This window comes from Streptomyces sp. NPDC002838 (assembly GCF_040295365.1).
In the GTDB taxonomy this organism is placed as follows: domain Bacteria; phylum Actinomycetota; class Actinomycetes; order Streptomycetales; family Streptomycetaceae; genus Streptomyces.
This window is the reverse complement of the sequence record NZ_JBEOVF010000003.1, coordinates 400,451-423,851: the sequence shown is the minus strand read 5'-3', so window position 1 is coordinate 423,851 and position 23,401 is coordinate 400,451. Positions and strand designations below refer to the sequence as shown.

Sequence of the window (23,401 nt, the reverse complement as noted above, 5' to 3'; positions counted from 1 at the left end):
CTCTTGAACAGCAGCAAGCACACGGAGCTGGCGAACCACGCCTGGTCCGTCGCCGATCTCCTGCGCGGCGACTACAAGCAGTCCGACTACGGCAAGGTCATCCTGCCGTTCACCGTGCTGCGCCGCCTGGAATGCGTCCTGGAACCGACGCGCGAGAAGGTCGTCGAGACCGTCACCAGGTTCGCGGGCCAGGAGATCGACACCGACCACTTCCTGCGCAAGGCCTCGGGCCACTCCTTCTACAACAAGAGCGACCTCACCCTGCGGAAGATCGCGGCCGACCCGCAGAACGCGGCGAAGAACCTGCAGATCTATGTCGGCGCCTTCTCCGACAACGCCCGCGAGGTCCTCGACAAGTACGAGTTCAACCAGCAGGTCAGGAAGCTCGACAGCGCGAACCTGCTCTACCAGGTCATCGGCAGGTTCACCGACCTCGACCTGCACCCCGACGTCGTGCCCAACCACAACATGGGCTACATCTTCGAGGAGTTGATCCGCCGCTTCGCCGAGCAGTCGAACGAGACCGCGGGTGAGCACTTCACCCCGCGCGAGGTCATCAAGCTGATGGTCAACCTGCTGGTGGCGCCCGACGCGGACGCCCTCAGCCTGCCGGGTGTCGTCCGCACGGTCATGGACCCGGCCTGCGGCACGGGCGGCATGCTCAGCGCCGCCGACGACCGCATCAAGGCCCTCAACCCGGACGCGACGGTCGAGGTGTACGGGCAGGAGCTCAACCCCGAGTCCTGGGCGATCTGCCGCTCCGACCTCATGATCAAGGGCCAGGACCCGGAGAACATCCGCTTCGGCAACTCCTTCTCCGACGACGGCCACGCCCGCCGCACGTTCGACTACATCCTCGCCAACCCGCCGTTCGGCGTGGAGTGGAAGAAGGTCAAGGAGGAGGTCGAGTACGAGCACAAGTCGCTCGGCGACGCCGGCCGCTTCGGCGCGGGCCTGCCGCGCATCAACGACGGCTCGCTGCTCTTCCTCCAGCACATGATCTCGAAGATGAAGCCGGTGGACGTGAACGGCGGGGGCGGCTCCCGCATCGCCATCGTCTTCAACGGCTCCCCGCTGTTCAGCGGCGCGGCGGGGTCTGGTGAGTCGGAGATCCGACGTTGGATCCTGGAGAACGACTGGCTGGAGGCGATCGTCGCCCTCCCCGACCAGCTCTTCTACAACACCGGCATCTCCACGTACTTCTGGATCCTCACCAACCGCAAGGACGCCGACCACAAGGGCAAGGTCGTCCTGCTGGACGCGCGCGACCAGTGGCAGAAGATGCGCAAGTCGCTCGGCGACAAGCGCAAGGAGCTCGGCGACGGAACGAACGGCCGCCCCGACCACATCGCCGACATCACCCGGCTGTACGCGGAGGCCGTCCAGGTCGCCAAGGACCCCGAGCACCCGCTGCACGGCAAGGTCAAGGTCTTCGCCAACGAGGGCTTCGGCTACCAGCGCATCACCGTCGAACGCCCGCTGAAGCTGCGCTTCGAGGTGACGGAGGAGACGTTGGCGGCACTGGCGGAGGCCAAGCCGGTCACGAAGCTGGAGCGGAGTGAGGAGTTCGTCGCGGCGGTGCGTACCTTGCTCGGCTCGTCCTGGACGACGAAGTCCGAGGCGTTCATCGCGCTCAAGGACGCGGTGGTCGCGGCCGGCCTGACCTGGCCGACGGGAGCGCCGTTCGCGAAGGCGGTACGGGAGACGATCGGCGTCCGGGACCCGGAGGGCGAGGTCCAGAAGGTCAAGGGCGCGCCGGAGCCGGACACGGACCTGCGGGACTACGAGAACGTTCCGCTCGGCGAGGACGTCGAGGACTACCTGAAGCGCGAGGTGCTGCCGCACGTCCCGGACGCGTGGATCGACCACACCAAGACGAAGATCGGGTACGAGATCCCGTTCACACGGCACTTCTACGTGTACAAGCCGCCGAGGCCGCTGGCGGAGATCGACGCGGAGTTGAAGTCGCTGGAGGCGGAGATTCAGGCGCTGTTGGGTGAGGTGACGCAGTGAGCCAGGCCTCGATTCCGCTGTGGACCATCCTCCGGAGCCGTGAACAGTATGGCGGCCCAGATCTCCCTCTGCTGACCGTGAAGTCTGAATCAGGTGTGGAAGTTCGAGACCTCTCCCAAGGCCGCCAGCCAAGTGAGGACATGTCCAGCTACCGTGTTGTGCAGCCTGGCGACTTGGTGGTCAATCGGCTCTGGGCGCGCTTCGGAGCCTACGGCACCTCGCAACATGCTGGGGTGATCTCACCTGCATACTGGGTGCTCGACGTCGAAAACTCTAAGGTTGATTCCCGATACCTGCATCACCTCTTGAGGTCCGAGCCCTACCGTCAAGAAATTGGGCGTCGCTCAAAGAATATGCCTCCCAATGGCTTCGATTTGCCGTGGGACCAGTTCAAGAAGATCGAACTACCTCTCCTGCCGCTGGAGGAACAGCGCCGCATCGCCGACTTCCTCGACGCCGAGACCGCCCGCATCGACCTGTTGGCACAGAAGCGTCAAGCACAGCATTCGCTGATTGACGAGCGAGCCTATGCGCATGTCTCCGAGACTCTAATCCCGGGCATCCTGACCCACCCGCTCGGGCGAGGCCCGTGGCCGTGGTTCCCGGCTGTCTCCTCGGTCGACCCCCTAGTGCGGCTCGGCTACATCTGCCGCATTCAGAATGGCCTCACAGTCGACGGTAAGCGCGACGTGACCGGAGACGTGCTGACGCGCCCGTATCTTCGTGTGGCCAACGTCCAAGCCGGATACGTCAATTTCGACTCGGTCGCCGAGATCACTGTCCCCCGAGCAGTCGCCAGTCGCAGTACCCTCCGTCCCGGTGACGTACTCATGACCGAAGGCGGCGACCTGGACAAACTCGGCCGCGGGACGGTGTGGAACGGGGAGCTTCCGAATTGCCTCCACCAGAACCACATCTTCGCGCTCCGCGTCGACGAGTCCCGCCTGGACGGACACTACCTGGCACTGATGACACAGACTGTGCACGGGCGTTGCTACTTCGAGAGCACGGGCAGCCGCACGACAAACTTGGCATCAACCAACAGCAGCAAGATCTTGAGTTTCCCTGTTCCGCTCCCACCTGTCGCCAAGCAACAAGCCCTGGTCCGAGAGGTGAATACGAAGCTGGACTGCGTCCGGCGCGCGAAGGAGAGACTCACGACACAGCTCGACCTTCTTTCTGAACGCCGCCAAGCCCTCATCACCGCCGCCGTAACCGGCCAGTTCGACGTATCCACCGCCAGCGGGCGCAACGTAACGGACGGAGTAAGCGCGTAGCCATGAGCCCCATCCACACTGAGTCCGCCTTCGGTGACGCCATCGTCGCCGCCATGGTCGAGCGGGGCTGGCGCGAAGCTCGTCCGCAGGACTACCAGGCCGATCTCGGCCTGGACACCAACGAGTTGTTCACCTTCATCAGGGCGACCCAGCCCGACGAGTGGAGCGAGTTGCTCACCGTCTACGGCGGCGATCCGAACGAGGCGCAGCGCGGGTTCGCCGGCCGCCTCGACCAGGCCATCGCCGCCAACGGCCTCCTCGACGTGCTCCGCAACGGCGTCAAGGACCGGGGCGTCCTCCTCCGTGTCGCCTACTTCAAGCCGAACCTCGTCGCCCACGACTCTGTGCTCGACGGCTACCGGGCCAACCGCCTCACGGTCGTCCGCGAACTGGAGTACGCGACGAAGCAGGCCGACTGGGGCAACCGGCTCGACCTCGCCCTCTTCCTCAACGGAATTCCCGTCGCCACGGCCGAGTTGAAGAACCCGCTGACCAAGCAAGGGGTGGAGCAGGCCAAGGAGCAGTACCGCACCGACCGGGACCCCACTGAGCTGATCTTCACGCGCCGGGTCGTCGCGAACTTCGCCGTGGATCCGGACCTGGTCTTCGTCGCCACCCAGCTCAAGGGCAAGAACACCCGCTTCCTGCCCTTCAACACCGGCTCCAACGGACCCGGTCAGCCGGGCGGCGCCGGAAACCCGGCCCCCACCGCCTACGGCACGTACGCGACCTCCTACCTCTGGGAGCACGTCTGGCAGCCGGACAACTGGCTGGACCTGCTCCAGCGGTTCGTGCACCTGCACAAGAGCAAGACGCCCGGCGGCGGCAGCACCAAGACGATGGTCTTCCCCCGGTTCCAGCAGTGGGACGCGGTCAAGAAGCTCACCGCGCACGCCGCCACCCACGGCCCGGGACACGACTACCTGGTCATGGCCTCGGCCGGCTCGGGCAAGTCGAACACCATCGGCTGGCTCGCGCACCGCCTCAGCGACCTGCACACCCCCACCGACCCGCGCGAGCTCGATCCCGAGGCCATCGCCAAGGGCCTCAAGCCGGGCGTGCCGGTCTTCGACAAGGTCATCGTCATCACCGACCGCCGCAATCTGGACGCCCAACTCCGGGAAACGGTGGGTAACTTCGAGCAGACCGCGGGCCTCGTCGTGAAGATCGACGAGAAGCACGGGGCGAAGGGCGAGCAGCTCGCCAAGGCCCTCTCCCGTGACACCGGCAAGATCGTCACCGTCACGCTGCACTCCTTCCCGGCGCTGCTGGACTACCTCCAGCGCAACCCCACCGAGATCCAGGGCAGCCGCTTCGCGATCATCGTGGACGAGGCGCACTCCTCGCAGTCCGGCGACGCCGCCACCGCCGTACGATCCGCTTTGCGCGACCTCGGCCTGGACTCCGACTCGGACGACGCGGGCGCGACCACAGTCAAGGCCCCGGCCGCCGCCACCCTCGACGAGCAGCTCAAGAAGCGGGCCGAGCAGCGTTCCCGCGCCGCGAACCTCTCCTACTTCGCGTTCACCGCCACGCCGAAGGCCAAGACTCTCGAACTCTTCGGCACGCTGCAGGACATCGACGGCAAGGCGACGTACCGGCCCTTCCACACGTACTCCATGCGGCAGGCGATCGAGGAGGGCTTCATCCTCGACCCGCTGCGCAACTACGTCACGTACAACACGTACTGGAAGCTGGTGAACCAGAACCCCGACGAGCGGGAAGTCGACCCGTCGAAGGCGAACGGCCTGCTCGCCCGGTACGCGCTGACCCATGACTCGACGGTCGCCCAGCATGCCCAGGTGATCGTGGAGCACTTCGTGGCGCACAGCCGGGGCCGTCTCGGCGGGCGGGCCAAGTCCATGGTGGTGACCGCCTCGCGGCAGTCCGCCGTGCAGATGGCGCGTGCGATCAAGAGCTACATCAAGGACCGGGACTACGACACCAAGTACCCCGACCTGGGTGTCCTCGTCGCCTTCTCCGGCTCGCTCACCATCGACGGCGAGGAGACCACCGAGCCGAAGGAGAACGGCGGGCTGTCGGAGAGCGCGCTGCCGAAGGCGTTCGCGTACACGCGTGCCGACGACAAGGTTGCCCGAGCCGGCGGTGCGGGCCAGTGCGAGTACAGGATCCTGGTCGTGGCAGAGAAGTACCAGACCGGGTTCGACCAGCCGCTGCTGACGACGATGTACGTCAACAAGCCGCTGACCGGCATCTCCGCCGTCCAGACCCTGTCCCGGCTGAACCGGACCGCCGAGCGCAAGACCCAGGCCGACCTGGCGGTTCTGGACTTCGTCAACGACGCCGAGGACATACAGGACTCCTTCCGCCCGTACTTCGAGGAGGCGATGACCCTCCCCTCCGATCCCAACCTGCTCTACACCGCGCAGAGCCGGGTCATGCAGGCGCCGATCCTGTCCGGACAGGAGATGGACGAGTTCGCCGCCGCATACTTCGCCGCCAAGGAAAAGGCCGCAGGTTCGCAGTCCAAGTGGGAGAAGCTGCACGCCGAGCTGTACCGGCTGCTCTCCCCCGCCGTCGCCCGCTTCACCGCTCTGCTCGAAAGCGAGGACGAGGACGACCAGGAGACGGCGGAGGGCTTCCGCGCCGACCTCAACGACTACGTCAGGAAGTACGGCTTCCTCGCGCAGATCGTCCCCTACCGGGACGCCGAACTGGAGCGGCTGCACCTCTACGGCCGCTACCTCCTCAACCGGCTGCCGCGCCGCGCGGACGGCGGCGTGGACATAGGCGAGGTCGACCTGAGCCACATGCGGGTGGAGAAGACCGGCGAGTACGACGTCTCCCTCACCGCCGAGGGGCCGACGACGATGCAGGGCTTCGGCGACGGCTCGGGCGGCGCGAAGGAGGCGGAGAAGTCGCTGCTCTCGCAGTTGATCGAGAAGTTCAACGAACGCTTCGGCACCGAGTTCACCGAGCAGGACGTCATCCGCCCGTTCGAGGAGGCCAAGGCCGACCCGAAGGTGCGGGCGGCGGCCGTCGTCAACGACGAGGACAACTTCGGCCTCGTCTTCGACAACGTCTTCGCGGACAAGATGGCCGACCACATCGACACCATCGCGGGCATGGGCCGCCAGTACTTCGGCCCCGACAAGGGTTTCAAGTCCAGCTTGGACCGCAGCGCCCGCAAGGCCGCGTGGCGGATGATCCGCCGCGAGGAGGGCCTGGACGACGGCGTCTGATCCGTACGCCCCGGCTGGATGTGCCGGCCGGGGCGCCCTTTGGAGCAAGACCCCGGCCCCTGCCCGGCGATCACCGCGCGCACCCCGACGATCCTCAACTACGAGAAGCCACTTCAGGAGCGGGCAATGGACAACGAGATTCAGCTGATCAGTGACGGTGATGGACTGGCGGTCATCGGGAATCCGACGGATGTCGAATGCTTCCTCGTCTCGGAGGGACTGTCGTCGAAGGACCTCGGATTGCAACGACTCAAGTCTGTCTGCGGTACCGGGGCTGCAGTGGCGCAGGCAGGTTCGGAGATTGCCGCCAGCTCCGGTCGCTGGGTGAAGCTGACCACGGAGTCCGCGCAGCGTGTCAAGAAGTTCGGGCTGATGGAAAGCAAGACGCCAGGCGTCAGCCACGCGATGGTGGGGAGACCTGGCTCAATCAAGTCATGGCTCCAGATCGAGAAGGGGGCCGGCTCATTTCTGACCAACCCGGCGCTTCTGGCTGGTGCCGCAGGGATCATGGCACAGCTCGCGATGCAGCAGACCATGGACGAGATCACCGACTACCTCGCCACGATCGACGAGAAGGTCGACGACGTGCTCCGCGCCCAGAAGGACGCTGTGTTGGCCCGCATGATCGGAGTGGACCTCGTGATCGAGGAGACCATGACCATCCGAGAGCAGGTGGGCCGGGTCTCCGAGGTCACGTGGTCGAAGGTGCAGGCCGCGCCGGCGACGATCGCAGATACCCAGGCGTACGCGTTGCGTCAACTCGACGCACTCGCGGAGAAGGTGGAGCGCAAGCGCAAGACCAAGATCGGCGATCTCGCCACGGCGGCCAATGAAGCCGAGTCCAAGGCTCAGGAGTGGCTCGCTGTTCTGGCTCGTTGCTTCCAACTGCAGGACGCGATCGCCGTGCTCGAACTCGACCGAGTGCTGGACACGGCTCCGGAGGAGCTGGACCGGCATCGCATCGGGCTTCGGGCTGCCCGACAGAACCGGCTGGATCTCATCTCGCGGAGCACCGAGCGCCTGGTGGCCCGGATGAATTCGGCTGCTGACACGGCCAACGCGAAGGTGCTGCTGCACCCGACCAAGTCCCCGGCCGTAGTCCAATCGAGCAACCATGTCGCAACCGGCGTCGATGACTTCCACGGGCGGCTCGGGATTGAGTCCGGTCGCCGGTCATCGGATGCGAGACGATGGGTGGACGCGGCCGCGGAGACGAGGGACAAGGCTCTCGAGACCGGAGCAAAAAGCGTCGATGCCGCCAGAAGCCTCGGCAACGAGACCCTCGACCGAGCCAGCTCGGTCAAGGACAAGCTCTCCAGCACGATCGCCGAGCGAGCGCGCCGTCGGCGCGGGAACGAGGAGGTACGCGCCGAGGAAGGCTGAGTCTGATCCGGCGGTCGGCCCCCGGCTCTTCGGAGCGGGGGCGTTCTTTGCCTCGGCCAACCGTGCAAGACGTGGGTGCCCAGCCGCCTGTGCGACTGGGCACCCACGGAGTTTACGAATGTACGGCTCAGATGGTCTGGTCGGCGGCCAGCCGGGCGAGTCCCCGGTCCGGTTCCCCGGCCCAACGCCCCCGCCCCGAGCCGGTCACGCGGCGCGCCTCGTACACCTGCCGCTCCGTCGCGTACAACCGGAACGCGGCGGTGCGTCACCACTGGTCACGCTACGCCACCACCGGGAGCGTTGAGGGCATGACCAGTGAGACCGCTCCCCCCGACCGCGTCCCCCGGCCCAGCAGCCCCACAGGCCACTTCGCGATGCGGTTCAGCTCCACCCCGCGCGGCGCGCGGCTCGCCCGGCGGCTTGCCGGGCAGCGGCTCGACGCGTGGGGGATCCCCTACGACTGCGACACGCACCACACGCTGACGCTGATCGTCACCGAGCTCGCCGCCAACGCCGTCCGGCCCGGCCGGGGCTCCGGCCGGGACTTCCACCTGGCGTTGGCCTGCGACGCCACGACCGTACGGATCGAGGTCACCGACACCCGCACCGAAGGCGTACCGGTGGTAGCGACGCCCACGGACCTCCGCGACAGCGGCCGCGACCTGCTCCTGGTGGAGCACCTCGCCGACCGCTGGGACTGGCACCCGCGCCGGGAGGGCCCCGGCAAGACGGTCTGGGCGGAGTACGTCCGGCCGGCGGGAGGCTGACCGGCCGCCGTACCCTCCTGCCCGTCGTCCACCGCGGCGCCCAAGCCCCTGTCACACCGCGACCGCTGGACGGCGGATCGACGCAGCGGTCACACTCGACCCCTGACCGTGACTGTTCTTCACGCACACCGGGGGCAAGGTGCCGCAGGAGGCGATCTCCGACCGCTACGAACTCCTGGAGGAGCTCAGCCACGGCGGCATGGGCGACGTGTGGCGCGGCTACGACGCCGTGCTCGACCGGCCCGTCGCCGTGAAGCTCATTCGGCAGGCGTCGGTCACCTCCCCGCAGCTGGCCGAGGAGTTCGCCAAGCGCTTCCGTCGCGAGGCCCGCATCACCGCGCGCATCCAGCACCCCGGCGTGCCGCAGGTGTACGACGCGGTGCTCGACACGTCGTACGAGCGGCTGTTCCTGGTGATGGAGCTCGTCGACGGCGTACCGCTGTCCGCCTACCTTGACCCCGGCCGGCCCCTGCCGGTCAGCTGGGCGGCGGCCGTCGCCGCGCAGGTCGCGACCGTGCTGTCGTACGCGCACGATGTGCCGGTGATCCACCGGGACCTCAAGCCGGGCAACATCCTCGTCGCACGCGACGGCACCGTGAAGGTCCTCGACTTCGGCATCGCGGCGATCCTGCGCACCGACGTCACCAAACTGACCGCCACCGGCAGCCCCATCGGCACCCACCAGTACATGTCGCCCGAGCAGGTCCGCGGCGGACGCATCACCCCCCAGACCGATCTGTACGCGCTGGGCTGTGTGCTGCACGAACTCCTCAGCGGGCGCCTCGCGTTCGAGGCGGAGAGCGAGTACCTGCTGATGTACCAGCACGTCAACGCCGCCCCCACCCCCCTGCGACAGCTGCGGCCCGACGTCCCCGAAGCGCTGGAGGAGCTGGTCCTGCACCTGCTGCGCAAGGCGCCCGAGGCGCGGCCCGCCGACACGCAGGAGGTGTACGCGCGGCTGCTGCCGTTCCTCCCGTCGCCAGGCGGAGAACCCGGCACAGCCGATGCCGGGCCGGCCGGCGCACCCGACCCGACGGGCGTGTTCCGTCACCCTTTCGCGCCCCGCGCCCGCGCCCAGGCGCCCGCACCCGGTGGTTCGACGCCGACAGCCGTCCTCCCGGGGGCCCAGCCGGCGCCCGTCCCCGCCCAGCTGCGCGAGGACATCAAGGAGGCGTACGCCCACTCCGACGCCCTGCTGGAGGAGGAGCGGTTCGCGCAGGCCGCCGAGGTGCTCGGCGAGGTCATCGAACCCTCGGCCCTCGCCCTCGGCTGCGAGAGCAAGCCGGTCCTGGGGCTGCGCCGCCAGCGAGCAGCGATCCGCCTCCTCGGCGGCGACTACCGGGCCGCCCTGCCCGAGTTCGACGCCCTCGCCGACGCGTACGCCCGCATCGCGGGCCCCACCGGCGAGCAGGCCCGCGCCTGCCGCGCCCAGGCGGCCCGGTGCCGCGCCGAACTCGGCCAGGTCACCGATGCGCTCGCCGTGCTCCAGGGCGTGCTGAACGTCGTGCGGGCCGTCGACAGCGACGTGAGCGAGGAAGCCGTGGAGCTGCGGCACAACATCGGGATGCTGCTGCTCGCCCAGGGCCGGGCCGTCGAAGCCCGGCAGGTCCTCGAACCGCTCCACCAGGACATGTGCATGGTGTTCGGCCCCGACGACGAGATGACCGTCGAGATCGCCGAAGCACTCGCCGTGATCCGCCTCGGCCTCGACGGTTCGGATTCCTGACCCGGGTCCTCCAGAAGCAGCATCGGCCGAAACCATGCTGCTCGCGACGAGTTCGGGTACCGCGCAGACACGATCGACATCACCCCCACCCGTCCTGAGCACGTGCTGCTGGTCGCGGAGGTGGTGTCGCCGGGCTCGGAGACCACCGACCGGATCGTGAAGGTCGACCAGTACGCCAAGGCAGGCATCGGCTTCTACTGGCGGATCGAGCAAGCCGCGACAGGCGTTCCTCTCGTGTACACCTACGTTCTCGACCCCGCGACGAAGACCTACCGGGACGGAGACGTGTTCACCGGCGTCCTCAAGGTGGTGGCCCCCTTCCCGGTGGAGATCGACCTCGGCCAGGTCTGACCACGCGCTGCTCAGCAGCCGGCGGCGCGTGAGCGATGCCCGGCAAGGATTCGATCCCACTCCTAAAGCGGGTGTCGCAGGTTCGAATCCTGCCGGGGGCACAGGCTGCGTAGCAGGTCAGAGGGTTGAGAAGCCTCCCGGGCAGGGCGGGTACACGCGCCTTGGAGTTCCATGCGGGACGAGGACGGCGCGACTCCCTCTCGGCGCGCCAGACACGGGCTCGTCGTCACCTGCGGTGCCCGGGCGGGGAGGTCCGGCCCGCGGACGGCGGTCCCCGCCGACAGACTCGGCGGGGGTCGTTCGTACAAACGCTGACCGTATCGTGGCGAGCGTCGTGCGGGCGTATCACGCAGAGGCTGTGCTGCTACTTGAGCTCGTCGGCGGTGAAGTAGCCGTCCGAGACCAGAACATCGTAGTTGGTCTTGTCGACGTTCGTTGGCTGCAGCAGGACGGCGGGCACGACCTTGACGCCGTTGTTGTATTCCCCTGTGTTGTCTATCCGCGGCGTCCTGTCGCTGAGTATGTCGTCGGCCATTTCCGCGGCGGCCTTGGCGAGTCGGCGGACGTCCTTGTAGACGGTCTGCGACTGCTGACCCGCGATGATTGACTTCACCGAGGCCAGTTCGGCGTCCTGACCCGTGATGACCGGGAGGGGCTTGCTGTCGGAGCCGTAGCCGTCCGACGTCAGCGCAGACAGGATGCCCCTGGAGATGCCGTCGTACGGCGACAGGACCGCGTCGACCTTCTCGCTGCCGTACCACTCGGCGAGGATGCCGCTCATGCGCTTTTGCGCGGTGGGGCCGTCCCAGCGCAGGGTGGTGATCTGGTTGAGCTCGGTCTGGCCGGACGGGACGACCAACTGCTTGCTGTCCAGGAACGGCTGCAGGAGTGCCATCGAACCTTCGAAGAAGTATTTGGTGTTGTTGTCGTCGGGGGAGCCGGCGAACAGCTCTATGTTGAACGGGCCTTTGCCCTCCTCCAGGCCGAGCTTGTCGATGATGTGGCGGGCTTCGAGCCGGCCGACCATCTCGTTGTCGAAGGAGACGTAGTAGTCGACGTTCTTGGTGCCGAGGATGAGCCGGTCGTAGGAGATCACCGGAATCTCCGCATCAGCGGCCTGTTGCAGCACGCCGTTCAGCGATTTGGCGTCGATGGCCGCGATGATCAGTGCATCGACGCTCTGCTTGATCAGGTTCCCGATCTGTGAGACCTGGGCTTTCGGGTCGTCGTCGCCGTAGACCAGCTTGGTCTTGTACCCCTCGCCCTTCAGGACCTCGACGAGGCTCTTGCCGTCGGTGAGCCAGCGCTCGGAGGCCCGGGTCGGCATGGCGATGCCGACGGTACCGCCCTCGGAGCTGCCCTCGGAGCTGCCCTCGGAGCTGACCTCGCTGTTCTGACCGCAGGCGGACAAGGTGAAGGCGAGGGCGGCGGCTCCGGCGAGGGCGGCTCTTCGGTTGAACATGGTGATCGTTCCTTGTTCTTCTCGTCGTTGAGGGGGAGACGGCGTATCAGATGTCGAGGGGGAAGCGGTGAAGCGGGCCGGGCAGCCGGCAGGCAGGGCGAGAGCGAGTCGGACGCGCCGGACCCGCTCCGGGGCGGTGTCCAGGGTCGGGTCCCGCAGATGGGTGCCGTACGGGTAGATCCCCGGGCGCCCTGGACAGGCCGAACTCCGGACAGAGCTGTGCGCCGGGGCGGATCAGCTCGGCGCCCTCGTGGATCCGCACGCAGCCGCCGAGGTCGTCGGGGCCTTGGTGCACAGGTTTGAAGGCGATTGAACAACCGGCGGACCTCGCTCAGGATGGAGGTCAGGTCTGCCCGGCACGTTGCTTGAGTCGGTGCTCAGGCGCCTCGGTGTCCCGCAGGTCGCCGATCAGTGCGTTGCTGTGGCCCGGCATCCGAGGCTCGCCGACTCTCGTGATCCCCTTGCCGGTGTGCACCTGTAAGTGCGTCAGGCTGCGCCACGGCGTTCCGGCCACGTGCGTGCTGATTCCGGGGAGCACAGGGCACTTGCCTTCCAAAGGTTCGAAATCTCGTCACATGGTCGGAATGATGAGGTGACAGTAAGGGGGCGTGTGCGGAGTGTCAACGGGTCGAACTGGAACGGTTGCAGAAAGGTGTTGGAGATCGTTTTTGGTCTCCAACAGGGCAGCCGTGATGCGCCAGTTCACCGCGTGGTTGCGGCGTGCGGGAGGACAGCGGGTAGTGGATTTCGGACAGTGTGAGGGAGACGGAGGGCCGTGCAGCGGACCCGACCGCGGCGATCGTGGACTCGCAGTCGGTGCGGACAGCGGGGAACATCCCGCGGCCGGCATCCGGTTGGGACAGCGGGAAGAAGGCGGGCCGGCACAAGCGGCACCTGGTGGTGCACTGCCTCGGCCTGGCCCTGGCCGTGCTGGTGACGGCCGCGGACATCCAGGACCGCGACGCCGCAATGCTCATGCTGGAACGGCTGCGACGGGAACGCTGGGCCGTTCGTCGCCGATTGAGGAGACTGCGCCGGCCCGCGACGCCGACACCGCGGCCGAACTGCTGGCCCAGCACCTCCCCCTGACCGTGGCCGGACTGACCGGCAGTCCTCACCACGAACCCGCGAAGGAAGCCTGAGGCGCCTCGCCGGCCCGTCCGGACGACCGCACCCGATCACCGCCACCGGAGCCGCGGACGTCGCCGGTCACGTGGGACCGGCCGGTGACCACGTCCCTCGCGCACCGTGACACCCGCGGACGGCCAGCCATCGGATGCTGAGATCCGCAGGAACGGGCGCAGGTCCACTCAAGCTGCCGGAGACCGGCCAGGTTTTCTGCCCCTGCCGTTCGGTCAAGGCCATCCCGGCTCCGGTGCGGTCCGCCGCCGAATGACGGGACGCCAGAGAGCTTGAGCAGGGCCATTTCGTCCGTGAACGCGAACTTACCCATGGTTGGCCTGAGGCGAGTTCACTGGCCGGACTTCTGGTATTCGCTCGTGGGTTCAATCGTCGCTCGAGAACTCGTGTTCGCTGCCCCACAGGAGTTGCGTTTGGCACGACATGAACGCGCGTCCCGAACACCATGTCATGTGTGCAAGCCATGTGTGCAAGCCATGTGTGCAAGCCGGCTGTGCACGCGATGCTCGTCCGCGACCTAGGAGTGCCTGTGGCCCTCGCACGCCGTCCGTTCCGAGTTTCCGTGAAGGCGTCGGCGGTTGCCGTCGCCGCGGCGGGACTTGTCGCTCCCGGTGTTGTCGTCGACCAGTACGACAACACCGCAGCCACCGCGGCCGCCTCTTCGACGACCGCCGTTCCTCGACCGATCGCCGACTGGCAGCACGATCGCCTCGCCTCCGGAGTCGATCTGTACCAGGGCAGGATCTCGGGCCGTCCCGGTGCGGACCACTGGACGGTCACGGTGCGCGCCAACGGCGCTCACCTCACCACCGAGCAGGGGGCGGAGGCGCTGGCGGAGCGACTGCGTGGCGCCGGGTTCAGCGCTCGTAGTGAGCGGGTCGAATGGCCGCGGGGTTCGGACCGCAGGGGGCTGGTCGGTGTGCGAGTCCGGGTGGGGGAGTACGCCATCCGGACCGAGGCCGACGCGCAGCGTCAGGCCCTCGCGGCCGCGGGGTTCGACGCGGTCAGCGAGTGGACCGGCGCAGACGGTGTACCCGGCACCGGTCTTGCCCAGGTCAAGGTGGCGATCATCGACCCGAAGCGTTATGGCGGTGCGCTGAAGGCCACGTACGGCATGGGGGTCGCCGGCCGGGAGAAGGTGAGCGACATGGCCGTCGGCGACGACGCCCTGCTCGGCGTCAACGCGGGCTTCTTCGTCATGGAGCGCAAGGACGGCGTACCGGGCGCCTCGGCCGGTATTGCCGCGTACGACGGGAAGCTGCAGAGCGCGGCGACCAACGGCCGGATCGCGGCGGTGCTGCGCGGCGATGGTCTGCGCCCGGAGTTCAAGAAGCTCCGCACGGAGCTCAGGGTCCGAGCGGGCGGGGCGTCCGCGATCGTGGATGGCGTCAACCGCGTGCCTGGCCTGGTCCGCAACTGCGGTGGCGTCGGCGGCGACTCCCCGACCGAGCGGCCGCAGCACGATGTGACCTGCACCGATCCCGACGAGATCGTCGAATTCACCGACGAGTTGGACGCGAGCACCCCGGCCGGTGACGGCGTCGAGGCGGTGCTCGACGCGAACGGCCGGGTGCGGGAGGTGCGTCCGCGCGGCGGTGCCGTGCCGGACGGCGGCAGCGTCCTGGCCGGCGTCGGCGAAGGAGCCTCCTGGCTGCGTACGCACGCGAAGCCGGGCAGCGAACTGAAGGTGCGGCAGCGGATCCTGGACGAGCGCGGCCGCGAGCTCGAACTGGGCCCGCAGGACGACATCGTCAACGGCGGCCCCGAGCTGGTGCGCGACGGAAAGGTCGCGGTGAACTACGGAGCCGACGGCATCGAGCGGATCGGCGACCCCTCCTTCGCGTACACCTGGGGCATCAAGCGCAACCCGCGCATGCTCCTGGGCGTCGACCGGCGAGGCCGTGTGCTCCTGGTCGCCGCGGACGGCCGCCAGCCCGGCCACAGCGACGGATTCGGGCTGGGCGAAGGGGCGGAGCTGATGAAGTCGCTGGGTGCGGTGCGCGCCATGGCCCTCGACGGCGGTGGTTCGGTCAGCACGGTGGTGAACGGCAAGGTGATCAACTCGCCGTCGGACGGCACCGAGCGGGCGGTGGGCGACGCGTTGCTGCTCACCCGCTGACGGCCGGCGTCGTCCAGGCTGGCAGGTCTTGTGACAGGCGGTGCAGGCGCAGGGCTGCGTTCGCCGCAACCCTCGTGATAGGCCAGGAGACCGTCGAGGCCTTCGTGTCCCGCATCCTCGCCAACTACCGACATCCGCCCACACAAGGGGGTTGTCCTCGGACGTCGCGTCCAGCCCCGGCGTCTTGCCGGGCTATTACTTCTCGTCGAAGACGAGATCCTCCGGTGCGTGGGTGACCCGTACGGTGTTGCCGTTGGTGACATCGACAACGGTGTCGAACCCTGTCCACTGCCCGGTGGAGAGGATGAACAGCCGGTCCTCCCGCTGCTCCAGGTAGTCAGGGAAGCCATCCAGTGCGGGGTCGCCGTCGTTGAGCTGGAGGTAGTCCGCCAAGCGGCGGAACAGCTTGGGCAGCAGCACCGCGTGGTCGGTCAGGGTGGACATTCCCTGCACCTTCACCCCGCTCTGGGTCTGGTCCTTGGGCCACAGCCCCTTACCAGCCTCCCTTGCCTGCTGCGCCGCCGAGGTCATCTCCTCGCGCAGGTCGACGAAAAGCTTCCGGTAGAAGGTGGGGTAGGCCATGCCCTCGGCGAGCTGGTGATGATTGGCGGTCTCGCGCAGATGGTCGACGGTGACATTGATGAACCTGCCGCTGCTGCCGGGAGCGTCGGTGCCGCGGCCGGCGAGGGCCACGCAGCGGCCGTGGACGTCGGCGCTGCGGGTGAGGATGTAGCCGGGCCGGGACTCGGGCCTGCTGCTGGTGACGATGCCGTGGGAGTTGCGCTGCACATTCTCGAAGCCCAGCCAGGACAGCAGTTCGGCTGCGGCCTTGCCTGCGAACGGGTCCGGCTGGTGGAGCTCGGGGCCGCGGGGCGGGCGGTAGTGGGTCTCCAGGGTGTCGATGCCGTCGAGCCGGAGCTGTGCGCCGCCGCTGCGGTTGCGCCGTACCCGCCGCCCGCGCAGCAGGTCCCACTGGTCCGGGTCATCTGGGTAGAAGCGGACGGAGTCCCCGTCGGGACTGGCCCCGACGATCTTGTACGCGCCTTTGATCAGCAGCATCGGCATGGCGGCTCTCCTTCTGGTCCGTGCTGACTTCACCGTGACCCGATTCGGAGCGGCCCGCACTGCCACGAACCCGGACGAGTATGAAAGTCACACAGCTGGTGGACTCTTTTGGACGAGGGCTCGGCTTGCCAGATCGTCTCCGAGGTACTGGATGCGAAGACCGGCAGGCGGGCCGCACTCGTACCCGGCCAGCAGCTGCTCGCCTGGGCCGACGACAACCACCTCATCGCCTGGCGGTGCGACCCCAAGCATGCGACCCCGGCAAGGGGGAGTTCCGCAACCAGCTACTCCTGGTTGGCCTGGACGGCAAGAAGACAACCCCGCTCTCCGGCTTCCGGAAGGCGCAGCTGCGCTACGACGGCCGCTGGACCCCGATGCTCACTCAGCGCTGACCCTCTCCGCACACTTAATCCCGTTTATCCACTCACCTCGCGACCCGACCGCATGCGCTGCCCGCAACGCAACAGAACGGCCCACTTCCCAATGGCGTTGTCAAACGGCTGCCACCAATGCCGTTCAGAGATCTCGGGTGAGCTCGGGGGCTGGACGGCAGCAGCTTGACGGTCGGTGGGCCGGGTGACGGATACCGCGGTCCGATCGGCGTCGCTCACGATGGGTGCTTGGGTTGGGGGCGCTTGATGGATCGTGGGTAAGTGCGCTGACGGCGGTGGGGGTTGAGGTTGCGGCGAGCGGCGACGCGTTCGAGCGTGTGCTCCAGGAGGGCCTGGTGGTCCTCAAGCGGAAAAGGTCGCTCGGTCGGTGACCGAGCGGCACACGATGCGGACGGTTCCGAGGAACTTGACACGGTCGGGATCGACCCCGGCGTTCGTGGTGGCCCGGCACATGAGCATGCGGACCGCCCACTGGGTGCCATCTGAAGGGCACCGGCATTCACACCGCGATGCTCGGCATCGACCGACTTCACAACCTCGCCCTCACGGGATAACTCCCGCCCCATACGGACCACCTTTGAGAGAGGCCCAAGGGAGGCGGCTCCCCACCTCGCCGTCTCGGAGGATGCTCAGTCGAGACAGAACTCGTTGCCCTCGATGTCCTGCATCACGAGGCACGACTCGTTGTCCTCATCGGCAGGCAGTAGCCGCACGCGTACCGCGCCGAGCGCGACCAGTCGTGCGCATTCGGCCTCAAGCGTGGCCAGGCGCTCTTCACCCACGAGCCCGGTGCCGACCCGCACGCAAAGATGCACCCGATTCTTGACGACCTTGCCTTCGGGAACGCGCTGGAAGAACAGTCGCGGGCCCACACCTGAGGGATCAACGCATGCGAACCATGAACCCTGGTCCTCAGACGGCAGCGAGCGATCGAAATCGTCCCAAGTAGTAAACCCCTCCGGCGGCGGCGGTACGACGTACCCCAACACCTCGCACCAAAAACGAGCGACGCGCTCAGGTTCTGCGCAGTCGAAGGTGACTTGGAACTGTTTGACCGATGACATCGGCGCACCATAGCAGGGGGCTCGGTTGCTCATCTCCCGGTAGTGATCTGCATGTTGACGGGGGGACAGTCCTTGCCAGCCGCTGCTGTGTCGTGCGGTCGCAGGGGGTGATCCGATGTCGATGCCTCCAAGGGGTTGCCCGTCGGACGTCTGCGTGCCGCAGTCGTTGCAGGAAGGACTCGCCGTCGAGGCCATAGACGCCGATTGTCACCATTCTGAGCACAGGTAATCACCCATCTGCCTGCTACTCGTGCCGGTTCAACCGGCGCCGGTAGCAGAGGCGGCGAGGTCGCGTCACGCGACGGCGGTCCCCTCGAGCTCGACCATCTGGCCGGGGATCGCCAGCCGCGTCACCCCGAGCATCGTGGTGGTCGGTGCCACCGCGGCGGCGCCCAACCGCGCCGCCAGCACGCCGTAGTGCTGGAAAAGCAGATCGACGTCGGTCGTGTAGACGTTGAGCCGGACGAGGTTCGCGAGAGACATGCCGGCCTCGCCGAGCACGGCCTCCAGGTTGTCGATGCTCAGCGCCAACTGCGCCGCCATGTCACCGTCATGCTGGGGCTTGCCGTCGCCGCTCATCGCGGTCTGCCCCGAGATGTACAGGGTCCGGGTGTGCCCGGAGACGACCTCACCCTGGTTGAATCCCATCTCCACCGACCACGTCACCGGGTTGACCGCCGTTCGTTCCACTGCCACGTCAGCTCCATTCGATTCATTTCGATTCATTGGAAGTACGTACGGCCATCGGCTCGGTAGCCGCCGGCTTCGACGTCGTGTTGACGAGCCTCGCAACAAATCACGACATCCTTAGTCATGTATTTCGATAGAGTTCTCGTATGCGCGCCGACCGGTTGGTCTCGCTGGTGCTGCTGCTGCGTCAGCGCGGTCGGCTGACTGCGGACACGCTGGCCCGGGAGCTGGAGGTATCCACCCGCACCGTGCTGCGCGACATCGAGGCGCTGTCCGCGGCCGGCGTCCCGGTCTACGCCGAACGCGGCCGGCACGGCGGTTTCGCGCTCTTGCCCGGTTTCCAGACCGAGCTCACCGGACTGAACCACGACGAGGCCCTGGCCTTGCTGACCGCCGGATCGGGGCGCGGCGAGCAGGTATTCGGCCTCGGCTCGGCGCTCGCTTCGGCCATGCGGAAGGTGGTCGACGCGCTGCCCGAAAGCCACCGGGCCTCCGCGAGCGACGCGGCCCAGCGATTTCTCGTCGACCCGGAGACCGACCTGCTCTCACGCCGGCTGGTCATTGAGGAAGTACCCGACACCACAATGATCGAGGTCAGGCGCGCGGTGCTCGCCGGACACAAGCTGCGCATCCACTACGCGGCCACAGGCCAGGCGCCACAGTGGCGCACGGTGGACCCGATCGGCCTGGTCACCGTACGCGACCGGGGCTACTTGCTGGCCACGAGATCTGGCGCGGACCGCACCTACCGGCTGTCGCGGGTGTTGGCCGCCGAGGAACTCCCCGAAACGGCACAGCGACCAAACCGGGTCGATCTGGACCGGATCTGGCGGGAACGCTCCGCGGAGTTCCTCTCCGGCGGCGACCACATCACCGTGCTGGTACGGGTGAACCCGGCGCGGCGGGAGGACCTGCTGGACACCGCGCTGGCCGTCCGCGCGGAAGAACCCGACGCAGACGGCCGGCTGCGGCTGGAGGTGACCTTCCAAGATTCCCGACACGCCGAATGGGCGCTGTGGCAGCTCAGCACGGACGCGGAAGTTCTGGCCCCGCAGTCGTTGCGCACCTCCCTACGCAACCGCGCCGCCGCGATGGCCGCCCGCTACGGAGACTCATCCTGAGCTGCGGGAACGTGCCGCTCCGCTGCTGCCGCCCCGTCTACCGCGACGCCGACGGCCCTGCGGGACTGGACTGAAGCAGGCGTCTGGCCCCGCCTGCACGCGGTTCTTCTGACGGAGCTGCGGCGGGCCGGCCTTGTGGACCTGGACGACGCGGCGGTCGACGGCTCACACGTGAGGGCCTGGTCTTTCCCAGGCCGGAGCCGTGTGCTGTGGCTTTGCGGGCGATCTTCGGTGTGATGCCCCCTGCACGTACAAGCCGGCGGTACTTGTCGTAGTCGTAACCGTGGTCGGCGAACAGCCGCCCGAGCCGGTGGCATGCCCTGCTCCGGCGGCCGCGAATGCGGGATATGGCGTCCAGCAGCGGCATGAGGGGGTGACATCGTGACGGTTGCCGCTGGTCAGCGAGACGGCGAGAGGCGTTCGTGCCGGTCGGTGATCAGGTGGTGCTTGGAGCCGGGCCGGGCGCGGTCAACCGGCGAAGGTCCGGTCGAGCGGACCTTCCGCCTGGTTCCACCGGTTCAAGCGACTTGCGGATCCGCTACGAGATACGAGCCGACCTCCCGGGGCCGTGCTCGCTCCGCATCCTGGGCCGATTCGGCGTCACGCGATCAAACCGGACCAACGCGACTCTCGCCGGGCCTCAGTCGTTTCGAATGTCCGACAGAGCAGGCCGGATCAGGCTTCGTACGGTTTCGTGAACCTGCCTGGGGATGCGGCTTTCGGGAGGGGTCCCGGGGCGGCTCTGTAGCGTGCGTGGGTGAGCTGTCCACCATCCAGTTCTGCCCTTCTTCGGCGCGAAGGGCGGGCCGACGGCCCGGTTCAGCACGGACACTCACCCTGAATTGCCCATCCCCTGGTGGCTGGAGGTGGCGTCGCGCTCTGAGGAATGGCAACGGCTGAGTGACGGACGGGAAAGGAAGAACCATGAGCACGACCCGGGAAGAGGTCAAGACCGGAATCTGGGTCATCGGCGGTATCGCCGCCCTGGTCACGGTCGGCCTGACCATCACTCTCGTATTCGGTGGCGTCAGCTGGCTGACTGCCCCATTCCGCGGCGAAGTCGACAAGCGCAACCGCACCGAAGGTTCAGGTGCGTTCCAGATCGCCACGTACGAGGAGTTCTTCGGACTCTGCTCCACGGTGCAGTCCAAAGAAGGGACCATCAAGACTCTGGAAGAGGAGAACAAGACGGCCTCCGAGTCCAGGCGGGCTCAGATCAGCACCTCCCTCACCGCCCTGAAGTCGTCCCGGATCGAAGCGGTCAACGAATACAACGCCAAAGCCGCACAGGAGCACCGGAGCGCCTTCAAGGACAAGGACCTGCCGCCGCGGTTGGACGTGAACGACATGAACACCACGTGTGCGCCGTGACGAAGAGGAGAAGGGCCATGAAGCGAATCACCCGCACCGCACTGGCCGTCGCCGCCGTTCTGTTGGTCGGCTTCAGCGCCGTCGCCTGCGAAGACGACTCCTCACAGGCGACGGAGACGAAGGCGAAGGAGAAGGGCTACGACAAACTGGTGGCGAACCAGCCGATAGAGGTCCCCGAGTACTCAACGACGCGAGAGACCATCAACAGGTGGATCAAGACCTGGGGGAAGGCCAGCTCGAAGGGCAAACTCAGCTACGTCTACCTTCAGAACGCCAAGGGTGAGTACGGCTACTTCGTTCTGAAGGGCCTCCCCGTCTCGTATTGTGCGCTGGGTACACCACCGTCGAAGACGAAATCGAGCAGCAACGGCATGGTCAACGTCCCGCTCCCGGAAATGGACGGCACCTACAGTGACGGGGCCGGGACCTGCAACACCTACTACGGCTTCGACGCCACCACGGGTGCCTACTTGGAGTTCACCCTCGGCATGAACCAGAGCTTCTTCCTCTTCGACCAGCCGGCAACGCTGCCGGAGTTCAGCTCCGCGTCCCAGATGGGACCCAGCTCGATCGAGGACGTGGATCCCTGAGCCTCGATCCACCGCGTGCATTCTGATCACGACTCTCCCCCGGGGCCCTGCCCACCGAGCAGGCCGCCGCCAAGGAGATCGCCACCTGGGCACGCGGCCCCTGGATCCTCGAGAACACCGTCCACTGGACCAAGGACGTCACGTTCGCCGAGGACGCCAGCCAGGTCCGCCGCCACCACACCCCCACCGTCATGACCGCCCTGCGCGACCTGGCCCGCGCCACCCTCCACCGCGTTGGCCGGACCAGATCAAAACGGACCAACAGGACTTCCCCGGGGCCCTGAGGCCCAGGCCATGCTTGAGTTCACGGTAGTCGTGCCCGATGCGCCGGCGAACCTTGGCCAGACGGACCAAGTCGGCGATCGGAGTAAGTACGACCCGGTCACATGCTCAAGTACGAGTCGTGGGGATACACCCAGGTCGGCGAGCAGCAGCCGTTCGCCGACTCCCCTGTGTACGCGGTCATGGTCAAGGACGAGGTCGCCCCGGCCGTCTCCGCCCGTGGCCAGCGGTCGCCCGGTCGCCCGGCCCGCCGGTTCCGGTTCCGCCCGCACGCGGGCTTCGTCGTCGGCGTGGACGTGCGGTCCCGGTCGGTGAGTGCCTGCCTCGCCGACCTCGACGGCCGGGCGGTGGCCGTCGAGCGCAAGGCGGTGCGCGCCGATCTGGGCGGCCCGGCCCGCGCCCGCGCCGTCACCGCGGTGGTGCGGCGCGCGATCGACCGCTCCGGAGCGGATGCCCGGAGAGTGTGGGCCGCGACGATCGGCACCCCCGGCCTGGTGAACCGGAACAACACCCGTATCCGGCAGGCCGACAACCTCAAGGACTGGGCCGAGGCGGACGTCGTCACCACCCTCGGCGACGCGCTCGGCTGCCCGGTCGCCGTGGAGAACGACGCCAACCTCGCCGCGCTGGGCGAGCAGTGGCGCGGGGTCGGCGGCTCGGCCGACGAGATGGTCTTCGTCCTGCTCGGTGAACGCCTCGGTGCCGGCGTCATCACCGGGGGACGCCTGCTGCGCGGGCACCGCGGCGCGGCCGGTGAGATCGGCTTCATCCGCTTCCCCGGCAGCAGCTCGTCGCAGCCCGGCCTCGAACCGCTGGCCGCGGACGGCGTCGCCCCGGACCGGGGGAACCGGGCGGACCTGGCGGACCTGGCGGACCGGGCACGGGGCGCAGGTGCCGACATCGTCCGTGACGCCGCCTCGGGGGATCCGGAAGCGGTCGCGGCCATCACGTCGTACGGGCGAAGGCTGGCCGCCGGGATCGCCCCCGTGCTGCTCGCGCTCGACCCGGCCCTGGTCGTGCTCGGCACCAGCCTTTTCGCTGCTCCCGGCCTGCTTCCGGCGGGGGAACTCCTCCTGAGCGCCGCCGAGGAGGAAGCCGGCAGCCTCCTCGTCGACCTGCCGCAGTGGCGGCTGTCCTCCCTGGGTGACGAGGCTGTGATCACCGGCGCGGTACGGTTCGCCCTCTCCTCCGTGGAAGAGGTGCTTCGGACGCGGCCTACCCTTCTTCCGGCCCGGGGGCGGTAACGCGTTGGGCTCGCCCCGTGGCCGGCGGTGGCAGCGCACAGCGGCAATCGGAGCGGGTTGCCCGGACCATGGCGAACAGCAGGTGCCCGGGCCCGCCGACCTCGACGGACCCGGGCACCTTCCTACGGCACCGGCGGCGGC

17 protein-coding genes and 5 pseudogenes are annotated in these 23,401 nt (G+C 67.8%); 16 read left to right on the top strand and 6 right to left on the bottom strand.

From position 1 onward, the window contains the following. Window positions 1–3: 3 nt before the first annotated feature. The 7 genes and pseudogenes from ABT063_RS06825 to ABT063_RS06795 form a co-directional block, all read left to right on the top strand. Entirely contained in the window at window positions 4–2,013 is a 2,010-nt protein-coding gene (locus ABT063_RS06825) for a type I restriction-modification system subunit M (protein ID WP_351056104.1), read from the top strand. Next, window positions 2,010–3,290, top strand: a complete 1,281-nt coding sequence (locus ABT063_RS06820; protein ID WP_351056103.1) for a restriction endonuclease subunit S — start codon at window positions 2,010–2,012, stop codon at window positions 3,288–3,290. The genes ABT063_RS06825 and ABT063_RS06820 overlap by 4 nt, the downstream gene beginning before the upstream one ends. Before the next feature lie 2 nt (window positions 3,291–3,292). After that, window positions 3,293–6,493: a type I restriction endonuclease subunit R gene (locus ABT063_RS06815; protein WP_351056102.1), complete on the top strand. Its 3,201-nt coding sequence runs from the start codon at window positions 3,293–3,295 to the stop codon at window positions 6,491–6,493. 126 nt (window positions 6,494–6,619) lie between these two features. Further along, window positions 6,620–7,876 (top strand): hypothetical protein, encoded by a 1,257-nt coding sequence (locus tag ABT063_RS06810; RefSeq protein WP_351056101.1) that lies wholly within the window; start codon window positions 6,620–6,622, stop codon window positions 7,874–7,876. Between the two features lie 308 nt (window positions 7,877–8,184). Further along, on the top strand, window positions 8,185–8,643 hold the full coding sequence (locus ABT063_RS06805; RefSeq protein WP_351056100.1) for an ATP-binding protein: 459 nt from the start codon (window positions 8,185–8,187) through the stop codon (window positions 8,641–8,643). Between the two features lie 139 nt (window positions 8,644–8,782). After that, window positions 8,783–10,369: a serine/threonine-protein kinase gene (locus ABT063_RS06800; RefSeq protein WP_351056099.1), complete on the top strand. Its 1,587-nt coding sequence runs from the start codon at window positions 8,783–8,785 to the stop codon at window positions 10,367–10,369. Between the two features lie 57 nt (window positions 10,370–10,426). Beyond that, window positions 10,427–10,720 (top strand): annotated as a pseudogene (locus ABT063_RS06795) (Uma2 family endonuclease); the annotation flags it as partial. A 364-nt stretch (window positions 10,721–11,084) separates the two neighbouring features. Here ABT063_RS06795 and chvE read toward each other — a convergent pair. Both chvE and ABT063_RS06785 read right to left on the bottom strand, forming a co-directional pair. After that, on the bottom strand, window positions 11,085–12,182 hold the full coding sequence (gene chvE / locus ABT063_RS06790) for a multiple monosaccharide ABC transporter substrate-binding protein (protein WP_351056098.1): 1,098 nt from the start codon (window positions 12,180–12,182) through the stop codon (window positions 11,085–11,087). 382 nt (window positions 12,183–12,564) lie between these two features. Continuing rightward, a pseudogene (locus tag ABT063_RS06785) lies at window positions 12,565–12,720 on the bottom strand (mandelate racemase/muconate lactonizing enzyme family protein); the annotation flags it as partial. Between the two features lie 218 nt (window positions 12,721–12,938). Between ABT063_RS06785 and ABT063_RS06780 the strand changes: the two are divergent. Together ABT063_RS06780 and ABT063_RS06775 are read left to right on the top strand one after the other, a co-directional pair. After that, window positions 12,939–13,271 (top strand): transposase, encoded by a 333-nt coding sequence (locus ABT063_RS06780; RefSeq protein ID WP_502990760.1) that lies wholly within the window; start codon window positions 12,939–12,941, stop codon window positions 13,269–13,271. Window positions 13,272–13,851: 580 nt separating this feature from the next. Next, complete coding sequence (locus ABT063_RS06775) at window positions 13,852–15,441, top strand: phosphodiester glycosidase family protein (protein ID WP_351056097.1); 1,590 nt, start codon at window positions 13,852–13,854, stop codon at window positions 15,439–15,441. Between the two features lie 195 nt (window positions 15,442–15,636). Here ABT063_RS06775 and ABT063_RS06770 read toward each other — a convergent pair whose 3' ends face one another. Then, window positions 15,637–16,506 (bottom strand): nuclease, encoded by an 870-nt coding sequence (locus ABT063_RS06770; RefSeq protein ID WP_351056096.1) that lies wholly within the window; start codon window positions 16,504–16,506, stop codon window positions 15,637–15,639. A gap of 236 nt (window positions 16,507–16,742) precedes the next feature. Between ABT063_RS06770 and ABT063_RS06765 the strand changes: the two genes are divergently transcribed. Continuing rightward, on the top strand, window positions 16,743–16,898 hold the full coding sequence (locus ABT063_RS06765; RefSeq protein ID WP_351056095.1) for a hypothetical protein: 156 nt from the start codon (window positions 16,743–16,745) through the stop codon (window positions 16,896–16,898). Window positions 16,899–17,527: 629 nt separating this feature from the next. Here ABT063_RS06765 and ABT063_RS06760 read toward each other — a convergent pair. Continuing rightward, on the bottom strand, window positions 17,528–17,962 hold the full coding sequence (locus ABT063_RS06760; RefSeq protein WP_351056094.1) for a VOC family protein: 435 nt from the start codon (window positions 17,960–17,962) through the stop codon (window positions 17,528–17,530). A 294-nt stretch (window positions 17,963–18,256) separates the two neighbouring features. Continuing rightward, complete coding sequence (locus ABT063_RS06755) at window positions 18,257–18,652, bottom strand: RidA family protein (RefSeq protein WP_351056153.1); 396 nt, start codon at window positions 18,650–18,652, stop codon at window positions 18,257–18,259. A gap of 146 nt (window positions 18,653–18,798) precedes the next feature. Between ABT063_RS06755 and ABT063_RS06750 the strand changes: the two genes are divergently transcribed. After that, window positions 18,799–19,773, top strand: coding sequence for a helix-turn-helix transcriptional regulator (locus ABT063_RS06750; RefSeq protein ID WP_351056093.1), 975 nt, complete (start codon window positions 18,799–18,801; stop codon window positions 19,771–19,773). Between the two features lie 57 nt (window positions 19,774–19,830). Then, window positions 19,831–19,953, top strand: a pseudogene (locus ABT063_RS06745) (IS5/IS1182 family transposase); the annotation flags it as partial. Here the strand turns inward: ABT063_RS06745 and ABT063_RS06740 are convergent. Further along, window positions 19,952–20,258 (bottom strand): annotated as a pseudogene (locus tag ABT063_RS06740) (transposase); the annotation flags it as partial. The pseudogenes ABT063_RS06745 and ABT063_RS06740 overlap by 2 nt on opposite strands. A gap of 439 nt (window positions 20,259–20,697) precedes the next feature. Between ABT063_RS06740 and ABT063_RS06735 the strand changes: the two are divergent. From ABT063_RS06735 to ABT063_RS06720, 4 genes and pseudogenes are all read left to right on the top strand, one after another. Continuing rightward, window positions 20,698–21,144: a hypothetical protein gene (locus ABT063_RS06735; RefSeq protein WP_351056092.1), complete on the top strand. Its 447-nt coding sequence runs from the start codon at window positions 20,698–20,700 to the stop codon at window positions 21,142–21,144. 17 nt (window positions 21,145–21,161) lie between these two features. Next, entirely contained in the window at window positions 21,162–21,734 is a 573-nt protein-coding gene (locus ABT063_RS06730; RefSeq protein ID WP_351056091.1) for a hypothetical protein, read from the top strand. A gap of 47 nt (window positions 21,735–21,781) precedes the next feature. After that, window positions 21,782–21,973 (top strand): annotated as a pseudogene (locus ABT063_RS06725) (ISAs1 family transposase); the annotation flags it as partial. A 147-nt stretch (window positions 21,974–22,120) separates the two neighbouring features. Next, window positions 22,121–23,260, top strand: a complete 1,140-nt coding sequence (locus tag ABT063_RS06720; protein WP_351056090.1) for an ROK family protein — start codon at window positions 22,121–22,123, stop codon at window positions 23,258–23,260. Window positions 23,261–23,401 lie beyond the last annotated feature (141 nt).

Coding starts and splice junctions, on each gene's coding strand:
- ABT063_RS06815 (WP_351056102.1), top strand. CDS start 3,293: ATGAGCCCCATCCACACTGAGTCCGCCTTCGGTGACGCCATCGTCGCC.
- ABT063_RS06810 (WP_351056101.1), top strand. CDS start 6,620: ATGGACAACGAGATTCAGCTGATCAGTGACGGTGATGGACTGGCGGTC.
- ABT063_RS06805 (WP_351056100.1), top strand. CDS start 8,185: ATGACCAGTGAGACCGCTCCCCCCGACCGCGTCCCCCGGCCCAGCAGC.
- chvE (WP_351056098.1), bottom strand. CDS start 12,182: ATGTTCAACCGAAGAGCCGCCCTCGCCGGAGCCGCCGCCCTCGCCTTC.
- ABT063_RS06770 (WP_351056096.1), bottom strand. CDS start 16,506: ATGCCGATGCTGCTGATCAAAGGCGCGTACAAGATCGTCGGGGCCAGT.
- ABT063_RS06760 (WP_351056094.1), bottom strand. CDS start 17,962: ATGTCATCGGTCAAACAGTTCCAAGTCACCTTCGACTGCGCAGAACCT.
- ABT063_RS06750 (WP_351056093.1), top strand. CDS start 18,799: ATGCGCGCCGACCGGTTGGTCTCGCTGGTGCTGCTGCTGCGTCAGCGC.
- ABT063_RS06735 (WP_351056092.1), top strand. CDS start 20,698: ATGAGCACGACCCGGGAAGAGGTCAAGACCGGAATCTGGGTCATCGGC.
- ABT063_RS06730 (WP_351056091.1), top strand. CDS start 21,162: ATGAAGCGAATCACCCGCACCGCACTGGCCGTCGCCGCCGTTCTGTTG.
- ABT063_RS06720 (WP_351056090.1), top strand. CDS start 22,121: ATGCTCAAGTACGAGTCGTGGGGATACACCCAGGTCGGCGAGCAGCAG.